Below are 24802 nucleotides of genomic sequence, written 5' to 3' on the forward strand. Positions count from 1 at the left end.
GATCTTCGCCGGGAAGCCCTGACGGCATGAAGCTTCCTGGTCCGCGGGGGACCGCCTCCGCCGCGGTGATCGACCTGCTCGCCGGGCGTGCGTCGGGACTGCCGCAGTCGCTCGTACCGGACGACGACGAAGACCTGCACCTGGCCCTGTTCGTTACCTATGAGCTGGCCTATCGCGGCTGGGACGGGGTGGACGACGCCTGGGAGTGGGACCCCGGCCTGCTGGGCGGGCGGCGGGACCTCGAGGCGCGCTTCCTGGACGACCTGTACGCCCTGGCCGGCCGCCCGGAACCGGTGGAGCCGGCCGAACTGCCGCACCGGCTGATCGAGCTGGCCCGGTCCGATGACGGGCCGTCGCTGTCCAAGTATCTGCGCGGAAGGGCTACCTACGACCAGTTCCGGGACTTCGTCCGGCATCGGTCGGTCTATCACCTGCGGGAGGCCGACCCGCACACGTTCGCCATCCCGCGGCTGGCCGGCCGGCCCAAGGCGGCACTGATCGAGATCCAGATCGACGAGTACGGCGGCGGCGTCGCCCCGCGCATGCACCAGGAACTGTTCAAGCAGACGATGCGCTGGTTCCGGCTCGACCTCACCTACGGCGCGTACGTCGAGACGGTGGGCGCCCCGACGCTGGCCAACAACAACGTGATGTCACTGTTCGGGCTGCACCGCCGCCGCCGGGGCGCGCTCATCGGGCATCTGGCCGCGTACGAGATGACCTCGACCGCACCCAACCGCAACTACGGCAACGGCCTGCGCCGCCTCGGCGGCGACGCGACTGCCACCGCCTTCTACGACGAGCACGTCGAGGCGGACGCGGTGCACGAGCAGATCGCCGCGTACGACCTGGCCGGTGGCTTCGCGGCGGCCGAGCCCGAGCTGGCCGGCGACGTGCTGTTCGGGGCGCGGTGCGCGCTCGCCCTGGACAACCGCTGGGCGGCGAGCCTGCTGGCGGAGTGGCGATCCGGGTCGTAGTCGGCGGCGCTGGGCCTGAGGACGCCGCTGACGTCGACCGACCGGTTGCCGGGCCGGGCGGCCGAGACCTGCTCCAAGGTAGATTGCCTGGCACCGGCAACCCCTACTGACCGGGCCCCCGGTCGCGGAGGCTGGGCGTTTGGCGAGCGACGAGACCCACGACCATGTCGGCCGCGGCGGCGTGGTCAACCTTGCCCAGGGCGGTGACCTGCGCGCCGACCTGGGACGTCCGGTGTTCCGGACCGAGGGCGGATGGCCGCGTCGATCAGCCGTGCCCGCACACCTGGCCGATTGGCCCAGCCACCTGCTCGCCGACGCCGATCGGCAGGTCGCGCTGGTCGGCCGGGCCGGCGAACTGGCCACGCTGCGCGACTGGCGCGACGCGTCCGCCGGATTCGGGGCGCTGCTCGTGCACGGCGCCGGCGGGCAGGGCAAGACCCGGCTGGCGCGCGAGTTCGCCGCCCGGTCGGCGGCCGCCGGATGGGCGGTGCATCGGGCGCGGCTCGACCGGCCCGGCGACGAACCCCAGCCCGGCCCCGTTCCGGAGCCGGCCGCCGCCGCCGCGGGCCGGCTGATCATCGTCGACCGGGCCGAACAATGGCCGCTGCCGCTGCTGCGCGACTTCCTGTTCCTGCGGTCGCTGCACGACGCCCGGCGCACCCGGATCCTGCTCCTGGCCCGGCCGGCCGGCGACTGGTGGCAGCGCATCGCCCGGCACCTGACCGGACACCTCGGCATCGAGCCCGGGACGCTGCACCTCGGCCCGCTGCCCGGGCGACAGCTCTTCGACGCGGCCCGGGACTTCTTCGCGCGGCGGCTCGACCGGTCCGAGGCCATGGCCGAACAGCCGCCCGAGGGGTGGCGGGAGCCGCCGACCGCGCTCGAGACCCAGATGGCCGCGCTGGCCCGGGTGCTCGCCCACGGGATGCCCGGGCGTGCGCCGGCCGACGATCCGGGCGCGCTGGCGGCGTACCTGATCGAACGGGAGCGCGAGCGGTGGTCCGAGCCGGAGACTCTCGGCCGGGCCGTCTTCCTGGCCGGGCTGGCCGGACCGCTCACCCACGCGCAGGCGACCGGGCTGGTGGCCGCGACCGGCCTGACCGCGCCCGGAGAGGAGGCCGGCCGCCTGATCGAGCAGCACCGGCTGAGCTACCCGTCCGGCGTGCTCGCTCCACTTCGGCCGGAGCGGCTGGCCGAGGACTTCGTCGCGATCCTGGCCGGCGGCCGGCCCGGCCGGCCGGCCGACCCGTGGACCGCCGGCCAGGCCCCGGCCGTCCTGGCCCGGCTGGCCCGGACCATGCCGCGGCACCTGCCCCGCTACCTGCTGACGCTGATCGCGGTGGCCGAACGCCATGCCGGGTTCAGCCAGGACCGGCTCGGCCCGATCCTGCGCGACCAGCCCGAGATCGTGGTGGCGGCGGGCGGCCCGATCCTGCACGCGCTGGCCCGGCTGGAGCATCTGGACGCCGCCGCCCTGGCCGCCGTGGAACTGGAGTTGCCGCTGGACGGCCCCCGTGACCTGATGGATCCGCTGGTCACGTTGAGCCGGCGGCGGTACGCGTCGACCCGTCCGGCCGACCCGGCCCGGGTCATGGTCGCGTACCGGCTGTCCCGGCGCCTGGCCGCGGCCGGACGGCACACCGAGGCGGTGGCGGCGATCGAGGACGCCCGCCGCCGCGCCGTGCCCGGCGAGGAGACGGCCCGCGTGCTGGGCTGCCACGCCGAGGTCATGGCCGGCGTCGGGCTGGTCGAGGCGGCGATCCAGAGCGCGTACGAAGCCCTGCTCCTGTGGGCCGAGGTCGGTCCGGCGCACGTCGAATACCTGGCCCTGCGTGACCTGTACGCACGGCTGCTGCACCTCGACGGCCGGCCCGGCGACGCCGCGGGCTACCAGGCCGCCACGACCGCGTTGTGGCGGAAGCGGACCGAGGTCGACGCCACCCTGATCGTCCGCCTGGCCCGGTCGCTGGACGCCGAGCGGTTCTACCGGCAGGCGGCCGGTGATCCCGTCGGGGCGGCCGGGCGGGCGGTGGCGGCCGCGTCGGTGTGGGAACGGCTCGATCTGGCCGTGCCCGGCACCCACCGAGGGGAGCTGATCGACGCTTGGATCGCGGTCGCGGTCGCGATCGCGCCGCGGGCCCCGGCGGCGGATCGGCGCGCGGCATCCGATCGTCTTGCGGCGGCTGATCGCCTCTCGGAGGCGGATCGTCTCTCGACGGCCGACCGTCTTACGGCGACGGATCGGCTTGCGTCGGCCGACCGCCTGACGGCGGCCGATCGTCTTGCGGCGGCCGAGCAGGCCGTGCGGGCGTCGCGGGCGTTGTGGGACCAGGACGTGTCCGCGGCCCCGCGCCTGATCCGGGCCCTCCGCGCGCACGCCGCCGCGCTGACCGGCGCCGGCCGGCACGAGCAGGCGATCAAGCGTGCCCGCGCGGCGATCGTGGTCGCCCGGCGCCTGCCCGGCCTGGACAGCCACCAGCGGCTCTACGCGGGCGCTCTGCTCCGGCTCGCACTCTGCTGCCTGGCCGCCGACACCGACCTGCGGCGGGGCCACGCCGCCGCGGTCGAGGCGCTCCGGGTCTTCCGGACGGTACGAGCCCGGGGCGGCGAACGGAACGCGCTCGACGTCGCCGAAAACATCGAACGCCGGCTGGCCCCTCCGTCGGCGCCACGGCCGAGGCCCGACCAGCCGGGGCCGAGGCCCGACCAGCCGGGGCCGTGCCCTAAGTGCAACGCGACCGGCAAGGTGCGAATCGAGGAATGGGGTCGCGGCGTGGTCCGGACGGTCACCTGCTCCCGATGCCAGGGCCGTGGCTACTCGGTGACGCCGGGGAGACGCGCCTGAGGATGGGAACGTCGGCGAGTCGTGCGCGGGCCCGCGTGCCGGCCGGCGTCGGTGAGTCGTGCTCAGGCCGGCGTCGGTGAGTCGGCGTGCGGGCCGGCGTCGATCGGGTCAGTGCCTCGTGATCAGGCGGGGGTCGGCGAGCCACGCGCGCGGGCCGGCGTGCTGGACGCGGATGGCCGCAACCCGGATGGCTTCGTCCAGCGCCTCCACGAAGGACGCCCCGGAAGCGATCGCGAGCGCCAGCGCGCCGTGGAAGGCGTCGCCCGCGCCGGCCGTGTCAACCGCGTCGACCGTGGGGACGGGACGCTCACCGGAGGCGGCGCCGTCCTTCGTGAGCGACCACCAGCGGACAGGGGCGGGGCCGTTGGTCACCGCGACGTGCGGGGCCACCCCGGCCAACGCTTCTTCGCCGCTGGGCCGGCGCAAGCCCGAAGTCGTCGCGGCGGTCGCGTCGGCCGTCACGCTGGTCGGTGGGTGGTGGCTCATGGTCGCGGCGGCCACGTTGGCGGGTGGGCGATGGGTCATGGTCGCGGGGGTCGGTGGGCGATGGGTCATGGTCGCGGCGGACTCGTCGGTGGGTGGATGGTGGCTCGTGGTGGCGGCGGTCGCTTCGGTGGGGAGGTGGAAGCCGGCGGATGCGGCGACCACTGTGGCGCGGGGGAGGATGTCGGCGAAGACGGGGCGCCAGTGGCCGGCGTCGACGACCAGGGTGCCGGCCCGCTCGGCGGCGGCCCGGGCCAGGGCCGGGTGGTGTCCGTCGACCAGGACTGTGCCGGAGAGGTCGCAGGACGGCATGCGGGGCGTCACGGCGCCGGCGTTGCGGCTGACGATGCTGCGGCGGCCGGTGCCCTCCTCGACCGTGACCGCGGAGAGGGGCGGCGGCTCGGTCGCGTCCTCCGCGGCGTCGAGGAGCTTCACCCCGTACCCCTCGAGGTCCTGTTTGATCAACCCACCCAGCGGATGCGAACCGATCGCCGTGACCAGCGTGACGTCGGCGCCCAGCACGGCCGCCGTGACGGCGGCGTTCAACGCCGGGCCGCCGGCCGCGACCTCGACCGTGGTGGCCTGCGCCTTCTCGTCGGGGCCGGGGATCCGGGGCACGCGGTGAACCAGGTCCACAGTGGACAGGCCGACGCAGACCAGCCTCACGCCGGCAGCCGTGTTCCGGTCAGGCCGGCGCAATAGTCGAGCAGCCCGTCCTGTAGCGCGGCGTGCGTGGTCGCGGCCACCGGTTGCTCTTCGCGCATGTCGTAGAAGTAGCGGCCGGTGACCTTCGCGCCCGGGTCGTCACTGACCGCGAGCCACGCCTGGGTGCGCGTGCCCTGGTCGAGCGAGCCGGGCGCGCCGGTGCCGCCCATCCGGGTGGAGATCCAGCCAGGGTCGACGGCGTTGGCGAGTACGCCGGGCCAGTGCCGCGCCACCGCGAAGGCGAGCACCACGTCCCACAGCTTGGTGTCGCTGTACGCCCGGCTGCCGCTCCACCGCCGCGACGTCCACTGCGGGTCGTCGAGCGTGGCCCGGCCGCCCTGGTGCATGCCCGAGCTCAGATAGATCAGGCGTTCGGGGCGGCGGACGAGACAGGTCAGAAGATAGGGCGCGAGTACGTTGACCGCGAAGTGCTTCTCCAGCCCGTCGACCGTCTCCTCGCGGCGGGGCGCGGTGTAGCCGATGCCGGCGTTGTGCACGATCGCGTCGTACGGGCCGGCCCGCTCGGCCTGCGTCGCCACGTCCAGCATGTCGGCGATGGTCGCCAGGTCACCGACGACGACCTGCGACGCCCCGGGCGCGGCGGCCCGGGTGTCGTCGGCCCGGCGTTGGTTGCGGGCGTGCAGCACCACGTCGTGCCCGTCGGCGAGCAGTCGCCGGCCGAGGGCGAGTCCCAGCCCGTCGGCCGACCCGGTGACGAAGATCCTGGCCATGCCGGACAGGCTACCCAGCGCTCGTGAAACGATGCGGCGATGCGTGAACCCCGGCTGGAGATCGAATACTGCACCCAGTGCCGCTGGCTGCTACGCGCGGCGTGGTTCGCGCAGGAGTTGCTGACCACGTTCCCGGGTGATCTGGGCGAGGTGGCGCTGGTCCCGGGGATCGGTGGCGTCTTCGAGATCCGGCTGAACGACGAGACCATCTGGTCGCGCAAGGAGCGGCACGGGTTTCCGGAGCTGGCCGAGCTGAAACGGCTGGTCCGCGACCGGATCGCCCCCGACCGCGACCTCGGCCACTCCGACCGTCCCTGACCCACTCACCGGTGCTCGACGCAGCGGACGGCGCGCTGCCCAGGTGACAGCTCGGGGCGGTGCCCGAGGAGCGGATGGCGCCCTGGGCTACCACTGGGGTGGGTGGTGGTAGGGCTGGGCGGTGGCGGCGGCTTGGATGGCCTTGCCCCGGGCTACCACTGGGGGAGGTGGTGCTAGTGGGCCAGTTCGGAGAAGAACGTGCCTATGTTGCGGAAGACGTTGGCCACGCCGTCGCCCAGGCTGTGGGCGATGTCGGCCGCGGGACCCGGATTGGTCCCGATGTAGAAGATGAGCAGGATGAGGAGCACCCAGCCCAGGATCTTCTTCATGCGAATGATCGTGGCACGGGCGCGCCACCGCGGGTGGGACTTCGGCGTGGCGAGTCCACGGACTCATAGGGACAAATCGAACAAAGTGGCAGCGTTGCCCCAGCAGACCGCCCGGAGCCAGTCGTCGCCGAGGTCGAGGCGGGCCAGGGCGTCGAGCTGGTGGGCGTACGCGTAGGGGATGTTGGGGAAGTCGCTGCCGAGCAGGATCCGGCCGGCCAGGCCCAGGTCGCGCAGCTGGGGGAGGCGTGACCGGGGGAACGGCGCGATCTCCTCCCAGAAGTCGGTCAGCGCCATCGTGGTGTCCAGGCGGACGTTCGGATAGGCCGCGGCCAGGTCGAGGAAGTCGCCGTACTCGGGGGCGCCGAGATGGGCGAAGATCAACGGCAGTGTGGGGTACGCGGCCAGCACGTCCCCGATCGGCCCGGGCCCGGTGTAGCCGTTGGCCACCGGACCCGAACCGGCGTGCACCACGACCGGGGTGCCGGAGGCGGCCAGCAGTTCCCAGGCCGGGGTCAGTCGCGGGTCCCGCGGGTCGTAGCCACCCACCTGCAGGTGCAGCTTGAAGACGCGGGCGCCCCGGTCGAGGGCCGATCGGACCACGCCGGCCGTGTCGTCCTCGGGGAAGAACGTCGCGCTGGGCAGGCATTCGGGGACCTCGGCGGCGAAGGCGAGACTCCAGTCGTTGAGCCAGGCCGACATCGCGGGCTTATGCGCGTACCCGAGGGCGGAGAAGGACCGGACGCCCAGCCGGCCGAGAGCCGCGATCCGCTCCTGGTCGGTGCCGCGGTAGCGGATCGGCCAGGGCCGGCCGATCAGCGGGCCGGCCGCGTCGAACTGCGCCCACACCTTGCGCAGCATCCGTTCGGGCAGGAAGTGGGTGTGTACGTCGGCCAGCCCGGGCAGGCCGAGGCGCTGCCAGAACGCGGGTACGTCGTCGTCGATCACTCGAGAATGATGCGCTTGGCGGCTTCGCGGGCGACCGCGCGGGCCGAGGCGGCGTTTGAAAAATCATGAGACTGGGGTACGCGCTCCGCATGCACCCGTACGCAGCCGAGGCGATCACCGACGCCGGCGGCACCCAGCTGATCCTGGCCGCCGTGATCGGCATAGCGGTCGTCATCCTCCTCATCGCGTGGGCCAGGTGGCATCCGTTCCTGGCCCTGGTCCTCGGCGCCGGCGCCCTGGGCATCGTGGCCGGCGCCGGCCCGGAAGACGTGGTCAAGTCGTTCACCACCGGGACGGGCACCACCGCGGGCAACGTCGGCCTGCTGATCGCCCTCGGCTCGATGATCGGCGCGCTGCTGGCCGACTCGGGGGGCGCCGACGGCATCGTCAAACGCATCGTCGAACGGGTGTCCGGGGGCGCGCTGCCGTGGGCCATGGCCGGGGTCGCCGCGCTGATCGGCCTGCCGCTGTTCTTCGAGGTCGGCGTCGTGCTCCTGGTGCCGATCGTGCTGCTGGTGGCCCGCCGCACCACGGTCCCGCTGCTGCAGATCGGCATTCCGGCGCTGGCCGGCCTGTCGGTGCTGCACGGGCTGGTCCCGCCGCATCCGGGTCCGCTGGTCGCCATCTCCAGCCTGAACGCCAACCTGGGCCTGACCCTGGCGTTCGGCCTGATCTGCGCGATCCCGACGGTGCTGATCGCCGGCCCGATCTTTGGCAACTTCATCAGCAAGCGGGTCCACGTGACCGTCCCGGCCCTGGCCGGCGCCCCGGCCGGCGTCTCCTCGGCCGGTTCCGCGGCCGGCTCTTCCGGTGCCGACCGCCCCGACGCGGTGGCCACCGAGTCGGGTGCCGCCGTGTCCGCCGACGCTACCGCCGAGCCGGTCGAGCGGGACGACGACAAGCCCCGGCCGACCCGGAACCCGGGCTTCTGGCCGGCCGTGCTGACTGTGCTGCTGCCCATCGTGCTCATGCTGCTGCGGGCGATCGCCGAGCTCACCCTCCCGGAGAAGAACGCGGTGCGCGGCGTGTTCCACGTCGCCGGGGAGCCCGTGGTGGCGCTGCTGGCCGGCGTACTCCTGGCCATGTGGTCCCTGGGTAAGCGGGCCGGGTTCGACCGCCGCGCCACCTCGGCGGTGATCGGCGGCTCCCTGCCACCGATCGCCGGGATCCTGCTCATCGTGGCCGCCGGCGGTGGCTTCAAGCAGGTGCTGGTCGACGTCGGCGTCGGCACCGTGGTCGCCGACGCGGCCAAGGACGCCAACGTCAACGCCCTGCTCCTGGGCTTCCTGGTCGCGGTGGGAATCCGGATCGCCACCGGATCCGCTACCGTCGCCACGATCACCGCCGCCGGCATCGTCGCCCCGCTGGCCACCACCCTCAGCACCCCGGAGGTGTCGCTGCTGGCGCTGGCCATCGGGGCCGGGTCGCTGTTCTTCTCGCACGTCAACGACGCCGGCTTCTGGCTGGTCAAGGAGTACTTCGGGATGACCGTCGGTCAGACCATCAAGACCTGGTCGGTGATGGAGACGATCATCTCGGTGGTCGGCTTCGCCTGCGTGATGATCATCAGCCTCTTCGTCTGAGCCTCAACCGTTGTTGGCGTCCCGCCACGCGATCCACCGGCGCAGCTCGGTGAAGTCGAACTCGGGACCCCAGCCGCCGACGGTGAACTGGGTGGCGCCGAGCTCGAGCAGGGCCGGCGCCACCTCGTCGGGCTCACCCTTCACGCCGACCGAGATCTCGATCTCGGACGGGTCGCGGCCCACGTCCTTGCAGTGCTGCTCCAGCACACCCTTCTTGTGGGCCAGGGTCTCCGGGTCGGCGAACGTGTGCCACGTGTCGGCATGCTCGGCCACCAGGCGCAGCGTCTTCTTCTCGCCGCCCCCGCCGATCAGCACCGGGATCTTGCGGGTCGGCGGCGGGTTGAGCCGGCCCCAGCGGGACTCGATGCGTGGCAGGGCCTCGGCCAGGTCGTCCAGCCGGCCGCCGGCGGTGCCGAACTCGTACCCGTACTCCTGGTAGTCCTTGTCGAACCAGCCCGACCCGATGCCCAGAATGAGCCGGCCCGCGCTGATGTGGTCGACGGTCCGGGCCATGTCGGCCAGCAGATCCGGGTTGCGGTAGCTGTTGCAGGTGACCAGGGCACCGATCTCGGCCCGGCTGGTCGACTCGGCCCACGCCGCGAGCATCGTCCAGCACTCGAAGTGCAGGCCCTCGGGCTCGCCGTTGAGGGGGAAGAAGTGGTCCCAGTTGTAGAGGATGTCCACCCCCAGGTCCTCGGCCTCGGCGGCGGCGCGACGGATCTGTGCGTACTCGGAATGCTGAGGTTTGATCTGGACACCGATCCGGATGTTCCTGGTCGTCATGCCCTGAACCCTAGGCCGGAATGTGATCTTCGTCTTGCCCGGTTCTCAACGTCCGCACAGGCTTGACCAGCAGAATCGTGACCATGCGTAGACGAACTCTGTTACTCGGGCTGGCCGCGGCCGGGGGTTTGTCGGCGTGCTCACCGTCGTCCGTACCGGCTCCGGCCTCGTCGCCGTCGCCGTCACCGGTCACCGGTGACATCATGGGCTCGAACGAGTCGTCCAGCCTCGAACCACAGAGCGTGACGCACTACGAGGTTCCGGCGGGCTCGGCCCCCGCACGGGCGTTTCCGGTCGGGCGCCGGGATTTCAACTTCTCGAGGGGTACGGACCGGCCGTTGCCGACCCGAGTCTGGTACCCGGCGGCCGGGGCGCCACCGGCCTCCCCGGCGCCCGCGGACAACGCCGCCCCCGCGTCCGGCGCCTTCCCGCTGATCCTGTTCAGTCACGGGTTGACCTCGGTGCCGGAGGACTTCGCGGCGCTGCTGTCGCGGTGGGCGCAGGCCGGTTTCGTGGTCGCCGGGGCGGCGTACCCGCACACGAAGTACGAGGCGCCCGTGTTCGACGAGAACGATGTGGTCAACCAGCCCGACGACGCCGTGGCCGTGATCGACCAGTTGCTGGCGCTGACCGGCGACCCGCTGCGTGCGATCGTCGACGACCGGCGGATCGCGGCGGCCGGCCACTCCGGTGGCGCGATCACCACTGTGGGCCTGTTCAGCGCCCGCCGCGACAGCCGCCTGAAGGCCGGGCTGGCCATCGCCGGCACCGACTTCCTGAGCACCCCGTTCACCGGACCGGCGGCGGCGATGCTGTTCGTGCACGGCACCGACGACGACACGGTCAAGTACGAGGCCGGCCACACGGTCTTCGAGGCGGTCCCGTGGTCCCGTGCGATGCTGACCATCCGCAACGGCGGCCACGTGATCGAGGACTCGTCGTTCGAGCCGATCGCCCGTACGTCGACGGAGTTCTGGCGCTGGTCCCTCTACGGCGACAATACCGCCCGCACCCGCCTCCCCGCCGCCGCGACCGCCGGCGACGTGGCCGACCTCGAACAGGACCTCTGACCCCACAGCGCCCTCCGCCTGACCACCGAACCGAATGCGCGGTCTTCGATGTCGCACGGAGCTGGCCCAGCCCGGTGTTCGCGGGTGCGATGGCGCTTGGGGCTACCACTCTGTTCGCGGGTGCGATGGCGCTTGGGGCTACCACTCTGTTCGCGGGTGCGATGGCGCTCGGGCCTACCGCTGGGGCGGGTGGTGGTAGGTCGGCGCGGCGGGGCTCCGGGTTACCACTGAGGGTTCAGTGACGAAGGTCTATGGTGGCGGGATGATCCTCGACGGGGCTGTCGGGCAGCGGGTCGCCTTCGCCGACTATCAAACGGAATTCGACCGTCGCTTCTGGACGATCGACGAGACCGGGTTCTGGAAGCTCGAGCGCCGCCAGGAGTTCCGCGAGCCCGGGCACGACAGCTGGGAGGCGTTCGACCGCGGCGACTGGGACGAGTCGCTGCGCCTGCTCGAACGCAGCCGCGACGCGATGCGCGACTTCTATCGCGACGTGGCCGACGCGGGCTTCGCCATGCACCGCGTCCGCGTGGTCGAGGAGCCGCTCATCCCGTACGTCGAATGGGAGATGCACGCCCTGCGTCTGCGCGACGAGTGCGGCGACTCCACCCGCGTCGTCACGGCCGCGCAGGTCGCGCATCTCGAGCCACTGCCCGAACTGGTGGTGCTCGGCGACGTCGTCATGTACGAAGTGATTATCGGCGCCGACAAGACCACCGAATACGCCGTACGCCACACCGACCGCGACCTGATCCGCCGCGCGCGCCGCCTGATCCAGGACCTGCACGAGGTGGGCCGGCCGCTGACCTAGCGCCTTCGCGAGCCCGGCCGATCTGGGCGCATCGGTGTCGTGGGGAGTGGACGGGACAGGCTCAGAGGACCTGCTTCAGATAGTCCTCCAGCGACGTCGCCGGGCGGCCGATCAGGTTGGCGAGCTCGGGGCCGGCCGGGCGGAACTCGCCGCGGCGGCTCGCCTCGAACATGCCGGCCATCATCGTCGCGGTCGGCTCGGGCAGGCCCTGCTTGAACTCGTCGGCCGGCACCACCACGCGCCGGATCGGCCGGCCAGTGATCCGCGCGGCGATCTCGGCGGCCTCGGCCATGTCGACGGCCGCGGGGCCGGTCAGTGCCGGGGTCGGCCCGTGCGGTCGCTCGCCGGTCAGGATGTGAGCGGTCGGGCCGGTCAGCGACGACGACCTATCCCGGCCGTCGTCGGTCACGACGTGGGTGGTCGGGCCGGTCGGTGACGATGATCTGCCCCGGCCGTCGTTGGTCAGGGTGCGGGTGGACGGGTCGGTGTGCGCCGGGGCCGGCCGGCCCGGCCTGTCGTCGGCCAGGAGGCGGGCGGTGGCGGCGGCCAGGTCGGCGTGGGTGGTCCAGGCGACCGCGCCGTCCTCGGGGATGCGCAACTCGCCCGACTGGAGCGCCGGGCCCAACAGGCGGGCGACCGTGTTGGCGTAGAAACCGTTGCGCAGCACCGTATGCGCGAGGCCGGACGCCGCCAGCATGTGCTCGGTGGCGGCGTGCCCGCGCATCGGCGGGAACGGCGAGTCGGGGTGGGCGCCCATGTGGCTGGTGTAGTAGACGCGCTTCACGCCGGCGGCCACGGCCGCGTCGATGGCGGCACGGTGGGCCTGCGTCACCGCGTCGCCGATCAGCGGGGCGGACACCAGGAGCAACGCCGTCGCGCCCTCGATCGAGGGGCCGAGGCTGGCGTAGTCGCCCTGCCGGACGCGTACCCCTCGGTCTCGAAGGTCGGCGACCCGCTCGGGATCGCGCACGCTGACACCGACCTGGTCGGCCAGCACCAGCTCCAGCAGGTCTTCCACGACGGCGCGCCCCAGCTGCCCGCTCGCACCGGTAACGATGATCATGTCTTTCTCCTATCAGTGGAAACAGATTGACCATAACACTGGAAATACCGATGGAAGCAAGATGCTGTTATCGTTGTTACATGATCGAACCGGACGCCCGCGAGCGGATCCTCGCCGCGGCCCTCAAACTGCTGGCCGAGGGCGGCGAGGAAGCGGTGTCGACCCGCTCGGTGAGCGCCGCCGCGGGTGTGCAGCCCCCGACCATCTACCGGCTCTTCGGCGACAAGCAGGGCCTGCTCGACGCGGTCGCCACCCGGGGGCTGCTCGACTTCCTGGCCACCAAGACCGCGCAGCCGCCGGCCGACGACCCGGTGACCGACCTGCGCCGGGGCTGGGACCTGAACGTCGAGATGGGCCTGGCCAACCCGGCCGTCTACCGGTTGCTCTACGCCGGAACGAACCCACCGGCCAGCCGCGAGGCGATGGACGCGGGCGTTGCCATGCTGGCCGACAAGATCCATCGGATCGCGGCGGCGGGGCGGCTCCGCGTACCCGAAAGCCTTGCCCTGTCTCTGATCCGGGCGGCCGGGATGGGGACGACGCTGGCGCTGATCTCCACGACCGACGGTGTCTACGACCTCGCGCTGTCGGCGGCCGCCCGCGAGGCCGTCATCGCGGCCGTCACCACCGATGAGCCGGTCGGCCGCCGGTCGGGTCCGGAGGCCGCGGCGATCACCCTCCGGGCGGCGTTGCCGGAAAGGAACGAGTTCAGTGCGGCGGAGAAGGCGCTGCTCGACGAATGGCTGAGCCGGATCGGTTAGCCGGCGCGGCTCGACCGGTGGGGTGGCCCGGCCGGTATCGAGGTGGCGCGATGGCAGCGCGGGTGGAACGCGGGGTCAGCTGGTGGGCGCGGTGGTAGCGCGGGTGGAACGCGGCGTCAGGTGGTGGGCGCGGTGGTAGCGGCGGGTGGAACGCGGGGTCAGGTGGTGGGCGCGGTGGTGCTGTCGCGGACGACCAGTTCGGTGACCAGCTCGACGCGCGGGACCTCGATGTGCTCGCCGCGGGCCAGGCGCAAGGCGGTGCGGGCGGCCAGGGCGCCCATCTCGGCCAGCGGCTGGCGGACCGTGGTCAGCGGCGGCGACGCCCAGTGTGACTCGGGCAGGTCGTCGAAGCCGACGATGCTGATGTCGCTGGGAATGCGCAGGCCGCGTACCCGGCAGGCCTCGTAGGCGCCGAGCGCCATCGTGTCGCTGGCCGCGAAGATGGCCGTCGGCGGGTCGGCTCGGTCGAGCAGTTCGGCCGCGCCCTCGAAGCCGGAGCGGTGCTGGAAGTCGCCCTGGGTGATGGCCTGGTAGTCGAGTTCGGCTTCCTCCAGCGCGGCTCGGTAGCCGTCCAGCCGGGCCCGGCTGCACAGCAGGTCTTTCGGGCCCGCGATCAGCGCGATCTTGCGGTGGCCGAGCGAGGCCAGGTGTTCGGTCGCGGCCCGCCCGCCGGCCCAGTTGGTGGCGCCGATCGTGGGGACGTCGTTGCCCGCGTTGCCGGCCGGGTCGACCATCACCACCGGAATGCCCAGGCGCTGCAGCTCGGTGTGGGCGACGCCGGGGCCGGACAGGACGAAGATCACCCCGTCGGAGGCGCGGGCACGCAGGTTTTGCAGCCATTGGCGGGTGGCCGTGGATTTGCGGTGCACCGCGGAGATGACCGTGCCGACGCCGGCCGCGTGGGTGACCTCCTCGACGCCGCGGATCAGCTCGACCGCCCACGGGCTGTCCAGGTCGTTGAAGACCAGGTCGATCAGTGCGGCGCCGCCGGGCCGCTGCCGGGACGCCCGGCGCTGGTAGCCGTGTGCGCTGAGCAGTTCCTCGACCTTTTCGCGGGTCTGTGGGGCGACGTCCGTACGTCCGTTCAAAACCCTGGAGACGGTGGGTACGGAAACCCCAGCCTCCGCCGCGATCGCCGCGATCGTCACCCGCCTGCCGTCCACCGCGCCGCCGCCTTCCTCGTAACTTTCAGAAAGTATTCCATCCAGAAGCGGTCTCGCGGCACCCGGTGGCATCAGATAGGCGAACGTCTATGCTTCCCACCATGCGGAAGGTGATGCGGAAGTGGATCGGAGCCCTCGCCGCGGTCGTCCTGCTCGTCCCCGGCCTTCCCGAAGAAGCACAAGCCGCGGGTACGAAGGACGTCATCGTGCACCTCTTCCAGTGGCCGTGGGCCTCGGTGGCGAGCGAGTGCACCAACGTGCTCGGCCCGAAGGGCTTCGGGGGTGTGCAGGTGTCGCCGCCCCAGGAGCACGTCCTGGTCGCCGGCCGCCCCTGGTGGCAGGACTATCAGCCGGTCAGCTACCGCCTCGAGTCGCGGCGCGGCAACCGGGCGGCGTTCGCGTCGATGGTGTCGACCTGCCACGCCGCCGGGGTCAGAATTTACGTCGACGCGGTGCTCAACCACACTGCGGGCGGGTCTTCGACGGGTACGGGCAGCGGCGGCTCGGCCTACTCCCACTACGCCTATCCGGCCGTGCCGTACGGCGCCGACGACTTCCACCACTGCGGGCGCAACGGCAACGACGACATCGTCAACTACGGCGACCGCTGGGAAATCCAGAACTGCGAGCTGGTCGACCTGGCCGATCTGAGGACCGAGAGCACGTACGTACGCGGAAAGCTCACCGCGTACCTCAATGATCTGGTCTCTCTGGGTGTCGACGGTTTCCGGCTGGACGCGGCGAAACACATGCCCGCCGCCGACGTCGCCGCGATCGTCGACGGTGTGAACGGCGACCCCTACGTGTTCTCCGAGGTCATCGAGGGCGGTTCCGGAGAGCCGGCACCCGAGGAGTACGCCGGGATCGGCGACGTCACCGAATTCCGCTACGGCGACGTGGTCAGCGCCGCCTTCCGGGACGGCAACCTGGCCCAGCTCGACGGCCTGCCGGCCCGGATGCGCCTCGCCTCCGGTGACGCGGTGGCGTTCGTCGACAACCACGACACCCAGCGCAACGGGCGCAGCGTGCTGACCTACAAGAACGGCACGACCTACCGCCTGGCGCAGGCGTTCCTGCTGGCCTACCCGTACGGCGTGCCGCAGGTGATGTCCAGCTACGACTTCAGCGGCGCCGACCAGGGCCCACCGGCGGCCGCCGACGGCACCACGAACCAGGTCACCTGCGGCAGCGGCTGGGTCTGCGAACACCGCGCGATCGCCAACCTGGTGGCCTGGCGGGCCTCCGCCGGTACGGCCGGCGTCGCCAACTGGTGGACCAACGGCTCTGACCAGATCGCCTTCTCCCGCGGCGGCGCGGCGTTCATCGCGTTCAACCGTTCCGGCACGGCGCTGACCCGCTCGTTCGCGACCGGCCTGGCCGCGGGCGCCTACTGCGACGTGCTGGCCGGCGACGCGTGTACCGCGTACACAGTGGACGGAAGTGGTCAGGCGACCATCACGGTTCCCGCGGGCGCGGCGGTGGCCCTGCACACCGGGGCCCGTGGCGGCGGTTCCGGCTGCACGGCGGCGTCGGTCTCCTTCGCCGTCAACGCGACCACCACCTGGGGTCAGAACGTGTTCGTGGTCGGTGACGTGCCCGAACTGGGCGGCTGGAACCCGGCGGCGGCGGTGGCCCTGTCGTCCGCGACGTACCCGATCTGGCGGGCCACGACGACCCTGCCGGCCGGCCGGACCGTGGCCTACAAGTACATCAAGAAGGAGGGCTCCACCGTCATCTGGGAGAGCGACCCCAACCGCTCCCGCGCCACCCCGTCCTCCGGCCCCTGCACTGCCGCCTGGGACGACACCTGGCGCTAGGCGCATCTGACGTCTGCCCGCATCCATTGTGGTGGTGGCCGGGGGCTATCCCTCGATCCGGCGATATTTCGGCCGAGCGTGGCGCGCCGGGTAGCGCGCGGCGACGCGGCCCGCCGGCTGCTCGCGTTTGCGCCGATGCGGCCGGCCGAGCGGTCCGGGCGGGCTCACCCGTTCCGGATCATGCCGCCCGACCTGCGGCAACACCTCGATCCGAGTGGTACGCGGTCCGCGCTCGCAGCGGCGAGGGTGGCGTGGTGACGGCACGTTCGGGCTGATTTGTGGCCCGATCGCCGGACCGGTGCACGGCCTATGCCGCTAATCGGGCAAGCTACCGTTCCCTGTGCTCATTACCCGAATTCGTACAAAGAGTGCAGCCCGTCGTGCCCTGATCGTCGGCGTGTCCACCGCGCTGATCGCCGGAGGTGGCGCCGCGCTGGCCGAGGTGGTCGGGAGCGAACCGGTCACCTCGCCGTCGTTCAACGGGCCGATCTACGCGGTCGTGCATCGCGGCGACACCGTCTACGTCGGCGGCAGCTTCACCGCCGCGGTGGTGAACAGCAAGACGATCGCCCGCGAGCGGCTGGCCGCGTTCGACGCGCGGACCGGCGCGCTGTTGCCCTGGACGCCGTCGGCCGACGCCAACGTGCGCGCGCTCGCGGTCGACGGCGACACCGTCTACGCGGCGGGGGACTTCAACAAGATCTCCGGCACCGCCCGCGACTCGGTGGCGGGAATGGACGCCACCTCGGGCGCGCTCACCCCGCTCAAGCACGCGGTCACCGGCCAGCCCAACACGCTCGGCGTCGGCAACGGCCGGCTCTACCTTGGTGGCCGGCTGACCGCCGTCGACGACGCGCCGCGGGCCAACCTGGCCGCGTTCACCCTGGCCGACGGCAAACTGGACACCGCCTGGGCGCCGACCACCGACGACGTGGTCAACGCGCTCGCGGTCATCGGCAACCGGGTCTACCTGGGCGGCAGCTTCCACAAGACCAACGGGGTGTCGTCCACGCTGCGGCTGACCGCGGTCGACGGGACCAAGGGTGTCCTCGACAAGTCGTTCCTACCCAAGCCGGTGTCCCAGGTGATCGCGCTGACAGCCGACTCGACCGGCGTGTGGGCGGCGCTGGGCGGGCAGGGCGGGCGGGCGATCGCGTACTCGCCGGCCGGTGCGACCAGATGGACCCGGGTGTTCGACGGTGACGCGCAGGCGATCGCGGTGCTGGACGGCATCACGTACGTCGGCGGCCATTTCGACCGGGCCTGCACCACGACCAACAACGGTGTGAAGGGGGCCTGCACCGACGGCTCGGTGCCGCGGGTGAAGCTGGCCGCGGTCGACGGCCAGGGCAACCTGTTGGACTGGGCTCCGCAGGCCAACGGCGTCGCCGGGGTCCGGGGGATGGCGGCCTCGCCGTCGCTCGGTGTGGTCAGCACGGTCGGTGACTTCACCACCATCGGTACGCTGTCCCGCAAGCGCTACGCCGCCTTCCGCATCGACCGGCCGGAGTCGGGCCCGGAGGCCGGCCCGGTGGCGCCGAGTTCCGGCCCGGCCGCACCGGCCCAGCCGGCCAGCCCCTACGTCGCGTCGTACAACTTCGACACCACCGTCGCGGACGGCACCTTCGACGACGGTTCCGGCCGGAAGCACCTGCTGCACGCGATCGCCCGGGACGGCGGCGTGGTCCGGATGGTCCCGCACGGCAACGGCCAGGCTCTCGCCTTCCCGGCCAAGTGCGGTGGCACCGCCTGCCCGAAGCTGGCGCTGCAGTCGGCCGACACCCCCGACCTGAACCCGGGCACCGGGCCGCTCAGCTACGGCGCGGCGATCCGGCTCAGCCCGCAGGAGACCGGGGCGGGGGAGAACATCCTGCAGAAGGGCTATTCGACCGGCGGTGGCCAGTACAAGCTGCAGGCCGACGGCGCCTCGGGCAAACCCAGTTGCGCGATGAGCGACAAGGCCGGCGGTGCCGTGCTGATCGCCCGTAGCCGCGAGTCGATCGCCAATGCCCAGTGGCACACGCTCGAGTGCCGGCGCTCCGGCGCCACCTTGAGCATCGTGGTCGACGGCGTGGTCAAGACCAGCACGGCGATCCCGGCGACCCTGTCGGTGATCACCGCTCAGCCGCTGAGCCTGGGCGGCAAGGGCGTCGGCGCCGACAACGACCAGTTCCACGGCGAGTTGGACGACGTCTGGGTCAAGGTCGGAGCGTAACGGCAGATCGTATGAGCCGAGAACGTCTTGCCTCAGACGTTCTTGGCTCATACGATCGCACCATGACACCTCTCCCGCGGCCGCCGGCCTGGGCCGAACCGCTACCCGAAGCCCACCCACCGGCCGGCATGACCGTCCACCACCTGCCGACCGGCACCTACGAGACCCGGGCCGCCCTCGCCGTACGCGGCGGATCGTTCCGCGACAAGCGCCAGTTCGCCGCCTCCGCCGTCCTGGTCCGCCACCCCCACGGCGACCTGCTGATCGACGCGGGCTTCGGCGCCCACGTGGCCGAGCACGTGAGCATGCTTCCCCGGCTGGTCCGCGCCCCCTACCGGGCCGGTCGCACGGCCGGCGACCAACTCGACGCGGCCGGCCACGCCCGCGACCGGCTGCGCGGCGTCCTGCTGACCCACTCACACTGGGACCACAGCAGCGGCCTCGACCGCCTGCCCGGCACGCCGATCTGGATGAACGCCGCCGAACGGCTCTATGCCGCGACCGACCCCGACGGCAAGGTCTTCCGTCGGGTCGCGCAGGGCCACGAGGTACACGAGTACGGCTTCGACAACCACCCCTACCTGGGCTTTCCCGCCAGCTTCGACGTGTACGGGGACGGCTCGGTGGTCGTCGTGCCGGCCGGTGGCCACACCACCGGATCCGTGATCGTCTTCGTGGCCCCGCCGACCGGCCCCCGGTACGCCTTCATCGGCGACCTGACCTGGCAGCTCGACGGCATCCGGCGCCGTGTCGAACGCCCGTGGCTGCTCAGCCGGCTCGCCGACAGCGACCGGCGGCAGCTGCGCCAGGACCTGCTCCGGATCATCGCCCTGGACGGCCTCATGCGGATCGTGCCCGCCCACGACCTCGGCTCCTACGACGGCGTTCCGCTGCTGACGCCCGACGTCGCCACCCACCCGGCGTGACGGCGTACGGTTCGGCCATGCCAACCCCACAGCCGCCGGTGGCCGAAACCGCGGGCCCGGCGCCGACTGTCGATTCCGAGATCACCTGGCTGTTGCACCGGGCCGCGCAACGCATGCGCGGGGTGACCGGCGAGGCGGCCGAACGGCACGGACTCGCCCTGCGCGACTACATCGTGCTCAGCGCGCTCGACAAGACCCCCGGCCTCACCCAGTCCGACCTCGGGCGATCCCTCGGCCTGGACAAGACCACCCTGATGAGCCAGCTCGACCGGCTGGAGAAGCGGGGCCTGGTCGTACGGCACAGCGCCCCGGGCGACCGTCGTCTGCGAATCCCGGTCATCACCGACGCGGGCGAGGCGCTGCGGGCGCGGGTGGCCGCGGACTGCGACACCGTCGAGGCCGCCGCGCTCGGCTCCTTCGGCCCGGACCAGGTCCGGGACCTGCGCCGGATGCTCTTCGCGATCATCGGCGAGTCCCCGGACCGCGGGTCCTGCCTCTGACCCTGGGAGATCCCATGACGATGCCCCTGGACGACCGTGCCGTCGCCGGGCGGAAGGTGTACGCCCGCAACCTCGGCGTCGAACCCGCGGAAGCCGAACGACTCATGACCGAGCGGGCCGGTGCGGTCTTCACCCGCGAGGCCTATGTGGCGGCCGGTGGGCCCGGCTGGCAGAGCACCGCGCTGACCGACCGGGACCGCAGCGTCGCGATCATCGCCGCGCTGGTGGCTCAGCAGGTGACCGATCAGCGGCTCTCGGTCTACCTGGAGTTGGCGCGCCGCAACGGCATCGACACCGACGGGCTGACCGCTCTGATGGTCCTGCTCGCCGCCTACCTCGGGCAGCCCGGCACGTCCGCGGCCATGGAGGCCGTCCGGCGCGGGCGCTGAAGACGCCTCCGGGGTTGCGGGTCTGGCGGCGTCGGCGCCGCTGGGTTCGGGGTGGGGTGGGGTTGCGGGTCTGACTCGGCCTGCCGCTGGGGTTGGGGTGGGGTTTCCCAGGCGGCGGGGTTGCCGGGTCGCGGTGGTTGCCGCCGGTCCCGGTCCGGGGTGCTCAGTGGCAGGCCCTGGCGGTGTATCTGTCCCGGGTACCGCCCGGCCTACCACTGTGGGTTCTGGTGGTAGGCCGGGCGGGCGGGTCGGGTGCTCGGGGCGGGATGCCGGGCTGGGCTACCACTGTTGGGCTGGGCGGGTGGCAGGACCGAGAGGGGGGCAGGGCCGCCGCCGTCTGGCGGACCCCGCCCCGACCCCGCGCCCAGCGCGGGTGGACCCGCGAAAGGCGAACCTAGACGGTGGCGAGGGTGATCGAGATGTTGGTGTAGTAGAGCTGCGTGATGCCCTCGAAGCCGGAGTCGGTGCCGGCGTTGAGCCACAGGTTGCCGCCGCTGTCGGCCTGAACGGTCAGGGTCGTGGTCGAGCTGCGGGTGATCTTGGTCCAGATCTTGGTGCCGCACTCGTGGCCGTTACCGACGTCGCCGATCACTGTCGCCTCGGTGCCGCTGACGCTGTTGTTGCCCTTGTCCAGGTGGACCCGGTAGTGGCCGATGTTGTCCAGGTAGAGGGTCGGCTCGGCGGTGGAGGCGCCGGCCTTGACGTAGACCGAGGCGCCCTCGGAGCCGCCGGAGCCGATGCAGCCGCCACTCGGTGCCTTGCTCCAGAAGGTCACCGCACTCCGCACCGAGTAGCGCTGGCCGGCGACGATGCCGTCCGTCGTCCCGAGCCGCCGCTTGAAGAACATGTACATGTCGTCGCTGCGGTTGTGGCCCTGGATGAAGAAGGCCCTGCCGCTGCCGGCGCCGCTCGGCAACGCGGCGATGCCGGACGCGAGTTCCAGGTCGGCGGAGTTCGGGTCGTAGTCGGCGAAGCCGGCGGTCCAGCCCTGCGTGTCGGTGCTGAAGTCGTACGAGTAGGTCCGGCTGGCGGCCGGCGCGGCCGTCGCGGCGGCCGGTGCCAGCGCAGCCGCCAGCCCGGTGGCGACGAGGACGGACAGGACGATTCTGGTTGCCCGCAAGGGGTTCCCTCCCAAGCTCGATGGGTCCGCCGGCTCATGCCCGGCGGATGGTTCCATCCAATTCGTCCACTGTGGCCAGTCTCAAGGCCGTTGCCCGTTCGGCCCGATCTTGGGGGTAGTGGTTGCCGCGCTGAGTGGTGGGCAGTGGCGGTGTCCGAGTCCCGGACACCGCCACTGCCTACCACTGGTGTGGGTCAGGCGCGGCGGCCGGGGAGGGCCAGGGCGACCAGGGCGCCGACCGCGATCACGGCCGCGCCGACGTAGACCGCGGGGACGATGCCGTCGATGAAGGCGGCGTGGCTGGTGTAGCCGCCGTACGAGCTGAACACCGAGGCCAGCGCGGCCACGCCGGCGGCCACCCCGAACTCGCGGATGGTGTTGTTGGCGCCCGAGGCCACGCCCCGTTCCGACTCGGAGACGCTGGCCAGGGCCATGGTCGAGATGGGGGCGAAGGTCAGGCCCATGCCGATGCCGGCCATGACGAAGGACGGGACCAGGGCGGCGTACGAGGTGTCGGTGCCGGTGACGAGGCCGATCCAGAGCAGCGCGCCGGCCAGCAGGGCCTGCCCGGTGGCGATCAGGGTACGCAGGCCGATCCGGTCGGCGAAGATGCCGGCCAGCGGCGCGATCACCATCGGGGCCATCGTCCAGGGCAGCGTGCGGATGCCGGCGTCGAGCGGGCTGAGGCCCTGGACGACCTGGAAGAACTGGGCGAGCAGGAACACCGCGCCGAACGTGCCGGCCGAGAAGGTCAGCGTGACGATCGAGACCAGGCTGAACCCGCGCGACCGGAACAGGCGCAGCGGCATCATCGGCGTGGCGTTGCGGCGCTGCCAGGCGATGAACAGGCCGATCAGGGCGGCGCCGCCGGCCAGCATCGAGGCGACCCGGCCGGAGGTCCAGCCGTGGTCCGGTCCGTCCACGACGCCCCAGACCAGCAGCAGCATGCCGGCCGCGGAGAGCACCAGGCCGAGCGGGTCGAGCTTGGAGGCGCCGCCCCGCGAGTCGCGCAGGACGACCGCGGCGAGGATGACGGCGACGACGCCGACCGGGACGTTCAGCCAGAAGATGAAGGTCCAGTCCAGGCCCTCGGTGACGGCGCCGCCGACGACCGGGCCGACCGCGACGCCGAGGCCGCTGATGCCGCCCCAGATGCCGACCGCCGCGTTGCGCATCCGATCGGGTACGGCCTGGGCCAGCAGAGTCAGCGACAGTGGCGCGACCGCCGCGCCGGCCAGGCCCTGCACGGCCCGGGCGGCGGTGAGCTGCCACGGCTCGGAGGCGAGGGCGGCGGCGGCCGAGGCGAGCGTGAAGAGGGTGATGCCGCCGACGAACATGCGGCGGCGGCCGATCCGGTCGCCCAGGGCGGCCGCGGTGAGCAGGAACGCGGCGAACGGGAGGGTGTAGGCGTTGACGAACCACTGCAGGTCGGTCAGCGAGGCGCCGATCGAGGTCCGGATGACCGGGAGCGCGGTGGTCACGACCAGGTTGTCCAGCGTGACCATGAAGATCGGGATGCCGGTCGCGGCGAGGACCGCGGCCAGCGGGCGGGCCTTGCGCGACGGTGTGGCCGCGGTCCGGTCGAGGGTGGTGGCGGTCATCGGGATCCCCCAAGTTGTTATTCACTGATAACTACGAGGGCCAAGGTAGTTATCCGCTGATAACTTTGTCAAGGGAAGAAGTTATTCACTGATAACCTGAGCGCATGCCCAGGACCAGACTCACCGCCGGGGAGCGCCACGATCAGCTGATCACGGCCGCCGTCACCGCGTTCAGCCAGGGCGGATACGCCGGCACGACCACCGACCAGGTGGCCCGCCTCGCGGGCGTCTCCCAGCCGTACGTCATCCGGCTCTTCGGCACCAAGCAACAACTTTTCATCGCCGCCGTCGGCTACGCCTGCGACCGGATCGAGGAGCACTTCCGGACCGCGGCCGCCAGGGACGCGCCGACGCTGGAGGCGCTCGGCACCTCGTACAACGAATTGATCGCCGAGCGCGAGCTGATCACCCTGCTGTTGCACGGCTTCGCGGCGGCCGGCGACCCGACCATGGGCGACGTGATCCGGGCCGGCTTCGGGCGGATCTACACCACGGTCCGGGAGCTGACCGGCGCGACCGCCCAGGAGGCCCGCGACTTCATGGCCATGGGCATGCTCGGCACCGTCCTCGGCTCACTGCGCCTGGTCGGCCCCGGCGCCATCCAGACCGAGCCGTGGATGGCCGAGATGGCCGGAAGCCTCGACCCGCAGCCGTAGACCCGCGTCCCGGCCGATCCAGGGACCCCGGCCTAGAGGTTGTGCCGGGTGTAGGCCGGTTCCCGCCAACCCAGCATGGCCTCGGTCATGCGCACCGCGTCGACGGCCGCGCGGACATCGTGGACGCGGACGACGCGAGCGCCGCGCAGGACGCAGAAGACGGTGGCCGCGAGCGTGCCGGCCAGCCGCTCGGACTGCGGCCGGTCCAGGGTCTCGCCGATGAAGTCCTTGTTGCTGATCGCGGCCAGGGTGGGATAGCCGAGCGCGCAGACCTCGTCCAGCCGGCGGGTCAGCTCGAGCGAGTGCAGCGTGTTCTTGTTCAGGTCGTGGCCGGGGTCGAGGACGATCTGCTCGGGGCGTACGCCGCGGTCGAGGGCAACCCGCAACCGTTGCTCCAGGAAGGCGCACACCTCCTTGGTCACGTCGTCGTAGTGCGGCGACGGATGCAGCGTGCGGGGCGCGGCGAGACTGTGCGTGATCACGAGCGTGGCGTCCGTACCCGCGACCGCGTCAGCCATGGCCGGGTCCCGCAGGCCGGAGGTGTCGTTGATCACGCCGGCGCCCGCGGCGATCACCGCGCGTGCCACTTCCGGGCGATACGTGTCGACCGACACCACCGCGAGCTCGCGGGCCGCCTCGACCACCGGCAGCACCCGGTCCAGTTCCTCGGCCGGTGTCACCTCGGGGCCGGGCGCGAACGGCACACCGCCGATGTCGATCCAGTCCGCGCCCTGCTCGGCGGCGGCGCGTACGGCGGTCAGCGCGTGCTCCAACGCGAAGGTGCGGCCCCGGTCGTGGAAGGAGTCCGGCGTCCGGTTGACGATCGCCATCACCGCCACCCGGCGCGCGAAGTCGAACTGCCGGCCGCCGATCACCCGTCGCATATCGCTGGACGGTAACAGCCCCCGATGGGTAAGAGTGTCGTAGTGGACATACGGGGACCTGGGCGATTTCTGTGGTGGCTGGCGGTCCGGAACAAACGGAGGGTCGCGACCGGGGCCGGGTACGCCG

Annotated in this window: 23 protein-coding genes; 13 read left to right on the forward strand and 10 right to left on the reverse strand. The window is 72.1% G+C overall.

Annotated features, from left to right (window positions below):
* Nucleotides 1–26: 26 nt before the first annotated feature.
* Together ACGFIO_RS11200 and ACGFIO_RS11205 are read left to right on the forward strand one after the other, a co-directional pair.
* Entirely contained in the window at nt 27–977 is a 951-nt protein-coding gene (locus ACGFIO_RS11200) for an iron-containing redox enzyme family protein (RefSeq protein ID WP_392825049.1), read from the forward strand.
* Between the two features lie 139 nt (nt 978–1116).
* The gene (locus ACGFIO_RS11205) at nt 1117–3822 is read left to right on the forward strand and encodes a hypothetical protein (RefSeq protein WP_392825052.1); all 2706 of its coding nucleotides are present in this window, start codon (nt 1117–1119) and stop codon (nt 3820–3822) included.
* 108 nt (nt 3823–3930) lie between these two features.
* Here the strand turns inward: ACGFIO_RS11205 and ACGFIO_RS11210 are convergent, their stop codons facing one another.
* On the reverse strand, nt 3931–4971 hold the full coding sequence (locus ACGFIO_RS11210) for a PfkB family carbohydrate kinase (RefSeq protein WP_392825055.1): 1041 nt from the start codon (nt 4969–4971) through the stop codon (nt 3931–3933).
* Complete coding sequence (locus ACGFIO_RS11215; RefSeq protein ID WP_392825058.1) at nt 4968–5741, reverse strand: SDR family NAD(P)-dependent oxidoreductase; 774 nt, start codon at nt 5739–5741, stop codon at nt 4968–4970. The genes ACGFIO_RS11210 and ACGFIO_RS11215 overlap by 4 nt, the downstream gene beginning before the upstream one ends.
* A 39-nt stretch (nt 5742–5780) precedes the next feature.
* On the opposite strand from ACGFIO_RS11215, the gene ACGFIO_RS11220 reads away from it, so the two are divergent.
* A complete protein-coding gene (locus ACGFIO_RS11220) occupies nt 5781–6059 on the forward strand; it encodes a SelT/SelW/SelH family protein (protein WP_392825061.1) in 279 nt (92 codons plus the stop codon).
* 173 nt (nt 6060–6232) lie between these two features.
* Here ACGFIO_RS11220 and ACGFIO_RS11225 read toward each other — a convergent pair whose 3' ends face one another.
* Nucleotides 6233–6388 carry a hypothetical protein gene (locus ACGFIO_RS11225; protein WP_392825064.1) on the reverse strand — a complete coding sequence of 52 codons (156 nt, stop codon included), beginning with the start codon at nt 6386–6388 and terminating at the stop codon, nt 6233–6235.
* A 63-nt stretch (nt 6389–6451) separates the two neighbouring features.
* Complete coding sequence (locus ACGFIO_RS11230) at nt 6452–7333, reverse strand: amidohydrolase family protein (RefSeq protein WP_392825067.1); 882 nt, start codon at nt 7331–7333, stop codon at nt 6452–6454.
* A gap of 89 nt (nt 7334–7422) precedes the next feature.
* On the opposite strand from ACGFIO_RS11230, the gene ACGFIO_RS11235 reads away from it, so the two are divergent.
* Entirely contained in the window at nt 7423–8916 is a 1494-nt protein-coding gene (locus ACGFIO_RS11235; RefSeq protein WP_392825476.1) for a GntP family permease, read from the forward strand.
* Between the two features lie 3 nt (nt 8917–8919).
* On the opposite strand, the gene ACGFIO_RS11240 is transcribed toward ACGFIO_RS11235, so the two are convergent.
* Nucleotides 8920–9699, reverse strand: a complete 780-nt coding sequence (locus ACGFIO_RS11240) for an LLM class F420-dependent oxidoreductase (RefSeq protein ID WP_392825070.1) — start codon at nt 9697–9699, stop codon at nt 8920–8922.
* 83 nt (nt 9700–9782) lie between these two features.
* On the opposite strand from ACGFIO_RS11240, the gene ACGFIO_RS11245 reads away from it, so the two are divergent.
* Nucleotides 9783–10769 carry an alpha/beta hydrolase family protein gene (locus tag ACGFIO_RS11245; RefSeq protein ID WP_392825073.1) on the forward strand — a complete coding sequence of 329 codons (987 nt, stop codon included), beginning with the start codon at nt 9783–9785 and terminating at the stop codon, nt 10767–10769.
* Nucleotides 10770–11031: 262 nt separating this feature from the next.
* A complete protein-coding gene (locus tag ACGFIO_RS11250) occupies nt 11032–11580 on the forward strand; it encodes a DUF6879 family protein (protein ID WP_392825076.1) in 549 nt (182 codons plus the stop codon).
* A 61-nt stretch (nt 11581–11641) separates the two neighbouring features.
* Here the strand turns inward: ACGFIO_RS11250 and ACGFIO_RS11255 are convergent, their stop codons facing one another.
* Nucleotides 11642–12643: an NAD(P)H-binding protein gene (locus tag ACGFIO_RS11255; protein ID WP_392825078.1), complete on the reverse strand. Its 1002-nt coding sequence runs from the start codon at nt 12641–12643 to the stop codon at nt 11642–11644.
* Between the two features lie 80 nt (nt 12644–12723).
* On the opposite strand from ACGFIO_RS11255, the gene ACGFIO_RS11260 reads away from it, so the two are divergent.
* Nucleotides 12724–13404 (forward strand): TetR/AcrR family transcriptional regulator, encoded by a 681-nt coding sequence (locus tag ACGFIO_RS11260; protein ID WP_392825081.1) that lies wholly within the window; start codon nt 12724–12726, stop codon nt 13402–13404.
* A 158-nt stretch (nt 13405–13562) separates the two neighbouring features.
* Here the strand turns inward: ACGFIO_RS11260 and ACGFIO_RS11265 are convergent, their stop codons facing one another.
* Nucleotides 13563–14567 carry a LacI family DNA-binding transcriptional regulator gene (locus ACGFIO_RS11265; RefSeq protein WP_392825083.1) on the reverse strand — a complete coding sequence of 335 codons (1005 nt, stop codon included), beginning with the start codon at nt 14565–14567 and terminating at the stop codon, nt 13563–13565.
* Nucleotides 14568–14668: 101 nt separating this feature from the next.
* Between ACGFIO_RS11265 and ACGFIO_RS11270 the strand changes: the two genes are divergently transcribed.
* The 5 genes from ACGFIO_RS11270 (at nt 14669) to ACGFIO_RS11290 (ending at nt 20414) form a co-directional block, all read left to right on the forward strand.
* Nucleotides 14669–16384, forward strand: coding sequence for a carbohydrate-binding module family 20 domain-containing protein (locus tag ACGFIO_RS11270; protein WP_392825086.1), 1716 nt, complete (start codon nt 14669–14671; stop codon nt 16382–16384).
* 397 nt (nt 16385–16781) lie between these two features.
* Entirely contained in the window at nt 16782–18599 is a 1818-nt protein-coding gene (locus ACGFIO_RS11275; RefSeq protein WP_392825088.1) for a LamG-like jellyroll fold domain-containing protein, read from the forward strand.
* 62 nt (nt 18600–18661) lie between these two features.
* Nucleotides 18662–19525 (forward strand): MBL fold metallo-hydrolase, encoded by an 864-nt coding sequence (locus ACGFIO_RS11280; protein ID WP_392825090.1) that lies wholly within the window; start codon nt 18662–18664, stop codon nt 19523–19525.
* Nucleotides 19526–19542: 17 nt separating this feature from the next.
* Complete coding sequence (locus ACGFIO_RS11285; RefSeq protein ID WP_392825093.1) at nt 19543–20025, forward strand: MarR family winged helix-turn-helix transcriptional regulator; 483 nt, start codon at nt 19543–19545, stop codon at nt 20023–20025.
* 14 nt (nt 20026–20039) lie between these two features.
* Nucleotides 20040–20414 carry a carboxymuconolactone decarboxylase family protein gene (locus tag ACGFIO_RS11290; RefSeq protein WP_392825096.1) on the forward strand — a complete coding sequence of 125 codons (375 nt, stop codon included), beginning with the start codon at nt 20040–20042 and terminating at the stop codon, nt 20412–20414.
* A gap of 394 nt (nt 20415–20808) precedes the next feature.
* On the opposite strand, the gene ACGFIO_RS11295 is transcribed toward ACGFIO_RS11290, so the two are convergent.
* Both ACGFIO_RS11295 and ACGFIO_RS11300 read right to left on the reverse strand, forming a co-directional pair.
* Nucleotides 20809–21534, reverse strand: coding sequence for a hypothetical protein (locus ACGFIO_RS11295; RefSeq protein ID WP_392825098.1), 726 nt, complete (start codon nt 21532–21534; stop codon nt 20809–20811).
* 194 nt (nt 21535–21728) lie between these two features.
* On the reverse strand, nt 21729–23135 hold the full coding sequence (locus tag ACGFIO_RS11300; protein ID WP_392825100.1) for an MFS transporter: 1407 nt from the start codon (nt 23133–23135) through the stop codon (nt 21729–21731).
* Nucleotides 23136–23239: 104 nt separating this feature from the next.
* On the opposite strand from ACGFIO_RS11300, the gene ACGFIO_RS11305 reads away from it, so the two are divergent.
* On the forward strand, nt 23240–23791 hold the full coding sequence (locus tag ACGFIO_RS11305; protein WP_392825101.1) for a TetR/AcrR family transcriptional regulator: 552 nt from the start codon (nt 23240–23242) through the stop codon (nt 23789–23791).
* Between the two features lie 32 nt (nt 23792–23823).
* Here ACGFIO_RS11305 and folP read toward each other — a convergent pair whose 3' ends face one another.
* Entirely contained in the window at nt 23824–24675 is an 852-nt protein-coding gene (gene folP / locus ACGFIO_RS11310; RefSeq protein WP_392825103.1) for a dihydropteroate synthase, read from the reverse strand.
* Nucleotides 24676–24802 lie beyond the last annotated feature (127 nt).

This window comes from Actinoplanes sp. NPDC049265, assembly GCF_043197135.1.
Lineage (GTDB): Bacteria > Actinomycetota > Actinomycetes > Mycobacteriales > Micromonosporaceae > Actinoplanes.

What these genes read in the sequence shown, in the direction of transcription:
- ACGFIO_RS11200 (WP_392825049.1), top strand. Translation starts at nt 27, where the DNA reads ATGAAGCTTCCTGGTCCGCGGGGGACCGCCTCCGCCGCGGTGATCGAC.
- ACGFIO_RS11215 (WP_392825058.1), bottom strand. Translation starts at nt 5,741, where the DNA reads ATGGCCAGGATCTTCGTCACCGGGTCGGCCGACGGGCTGGGACTCGCC.
- ACGFIO_RS11220 (WP_392825061.1), top strand. Translation starts at nt 5,781, where the DNA reads ATGCGTGAACCCCGGCTGGAGATCGAATACTGCACCCAGTGCCGCTGG.
- ACGFIO_RS11225 (WP_392825064.1), bottom strand. Translation starts at nt 6,388, where the DNA reads ATGAAGAAGATCCTGGGCTGGGTGCTCCTCATCCTGCTCATCTTCTAC.
- ACGFIO_RS11235 (WP_392825476.1), top strand. Translation starts at nt 7,423, where the DNA reads ATGCACCCGTACGCAGCCGAGGCGATCACCGACGCCGGCGGCACCCAG.
- ACGFIO_RS11240 (WP_392825070.1), bottom strand. Translation starts at nt 9,699, where the DNA reads ATGACGACCAGGAACATCCGGATCGGTGTCCAGATCAAACCTCAGCAT.
- ACGFIO_RS11245 (WP_392825073.1), top strand. Translation starts at nt 9,783, where the DNA reads ATGCGTAGACGAACTCTGTTACTCGGGCTGGCCGCGGCCGGGGGTTTG.
- ACGFIO_RS11250 (WP_392825076.1), top strand. Translation starts at nt 11,032, where the DNA reads ATGATCCTCGACGGGGCTGTCGGGCAGCGGGTCGCCTTCGCCGACTAT.
- ACGFIO_RS11255 (WP_392825078.1), bottom strand. Translation starts at nt 12,643, where the DNA reads ATGATCATCGTTACCGGTGCGAGCGGGCAGCTGGGGCGCGCCGTCGTG.
- ACGFIO_RS11260 (WP_392825081.1), top strand. Translation starts at nt 12,724, where the DNA reads ATGATCGAACCGGACGCCCGCGAGCGGATCCTCGCCGCGGCCCTCAAA.
- ACGFIO_RS11270 (WP_392825086.1), top strand. Translation starts at nt 14,669, where the DNA reads ATGCGGAAGGTGATGCGGAAGTGGATCGGAGCCCTCGCCGCGGTCGTC.
- ACGFIO_RS11280 (WP_392825090.1), top strand. Translation starts at nt 18,662, where the DNA reads ATGACACCTCTCCCGCGGCCGCCGGCCTGGGCCGAACCGCTACCCGAA.
- ACGFIO_RS11285 (WP_392825093.1), top strand. Translation starts at nt 19,543, where the DNA reads ATGCCAACCCCACAGCCGCCGGTGGCCGAAACCGCGGGCCCGGCGCCG.
- ACGFIO_RS11290 (WP_392825096.1), top strand. Translation starts at nt 20,040, where the DNA reads ATGACGATGCCCCTGGACGACCGTGCCGTCGCCGGGCGGAAGGTGTAC.
- ACGFIO_RS11300 (WP_392825100.1), bottom strand. Translation starts at nt 23,135, where the DNA reads ATGACCGCCACCACCCTCGACCGGACCGCGGCCACACCGTCGCGCAAG.
- ACGFIO_RS11305 (WP_392825101.1), top strand. Translation starts at nt 23,240, where the DNA reads ATGCCCAGGACCAGACTCACCGCCGGGGAGCGCCACGATCAGCTGATC.
- folP (WP_392825103.1), bottom strand. Translation starts at nt 24,675, where the DNA reads ATGCGACGGGTGATCGGCGGCCGGCAGTTCGACTTCGCGCGCCGGGTG.